This is a genomic window from Nitrosophilus sp., from assembly GCF_982775275.1.
The window spans coordinates 1-1156 of record NZ_CEXZHP010000327.1; the positions used below are offsets into that span (position 1 = coordinate 1).

General features: G+C 34.9%; 2 protein-coding genes. Both read left to right on the top strand.

Annotated elements, in window-relative coordinates:
• The first annotated feature begins 321 nt into the window (after positions 1–321).
• A complete protein-coding gene (locus AC30RD_RS09730; RefSeq protein WP_489494362.1) occupies positions 322–567 on the top strand; it encodes a hypothetical protein in 246 nt (81 codons plus the stop codon).
• Between the two features lie 180 nt (positions 568–747).
• The gene (locus AC30RD_RS09735; protein WP_489494363.1) at positions 748–1053 is read left to right on the top strand and encodes a hypothetical protein; all 306 of its coding nucleotides are present in this window, start codon (positions 748–750) and stop codon (positions 1051–1053) included.
• The last annotated feature ends 103 nt before the right edge of the window (positions 1054–1156 follow it).

The following is a 1156-nucleotide window of genomic DNA, read 5'->3' on the forward strand; positions in this document are numbered from 1 at the left end:
GTGGTCTTCACCACAATTCGAGCATAAGATTTGCAAAAAAGACTATTGATGTTTATGTTGTTTAGTCAATTTAGTGTTAATAGTTGGAATATGCAAAGGGGCAAGATAAACGGAGTTATTCGGATCTTGCCTCACTAAACTCCCCAAAACTCCATAAACTCCAAAGCCAATTTCCATTATAATAGTTTCGCCCGGGCCCAGCAGGATCCTGTCTTCCTGACGCCACATTTCAGTCCAAAAGTTATCCACAATTAGTTTATTATACCCTTGAAAAATGAGGAAAAAAGCTTATATTATAGGTAGAAATAAAGGAGAATTAGAATGACAAAACATGACTTTAAATCAAGAGTTAAAGGACATTTTTCTGTTCGTTGGTTAAAGAATGATGGAACAGAAAGATATATACACAGAGGTATATTAGGACTAACCAAGAATATAGATGGTGAACATAAAGAACACCATGATTATGTTCTAGTTTACAAAGTTGGCAATGGTTATGGTGAACAACGAAAATGGGCAAATGTTAACCCTAATACTATTACTCATGTGAATGGAGTTGTACAATGATAGTATTTGAAATTAGAATTTGGAGAATATCTTTCAGGTTGGTGTGGCAAAATGTCGCACCCCGGGAAACAAACAAAGAAAGTTATCCACAATGAACTTGATAACTGTAACATTAGCTATTGCTATTATGTGGTTATTAGTGTATTATAGTGCTATTAATTTGTTATAAGGAGAAATAGAATGACAAAAGAAGTGACTACAACTAAACAAACTTCAGTATCTAATGTGGACATTAGTCCCATTATTAGTGAGGTAATTGAATACACCAAAGATCAAGCAGTAATGAAGGACATTAAGAGTGTTCTAGCATCTGTCCCTAAATCTGACTCTATGGATTGGAAGCTTGTTAGTGGTGTTATAATGAATAGCCTCGTTGAGTGGGTTGTTGAGAACAAAGACAATGATGGTACAAAGTCATTGGATTTAATCAAACACCTTCAAAGAGATGTTGGGTATTTGTTGCAACGATTAGGATTAGCTGAATAGTTTTCTCCTAAGTATAGGGGGTGTTTCAATCATTCACCCCCTATATGATGTGTCAATAGGTAAATGTCATTAGTTGTTAATAACCTGTGGATAACTTTCGACC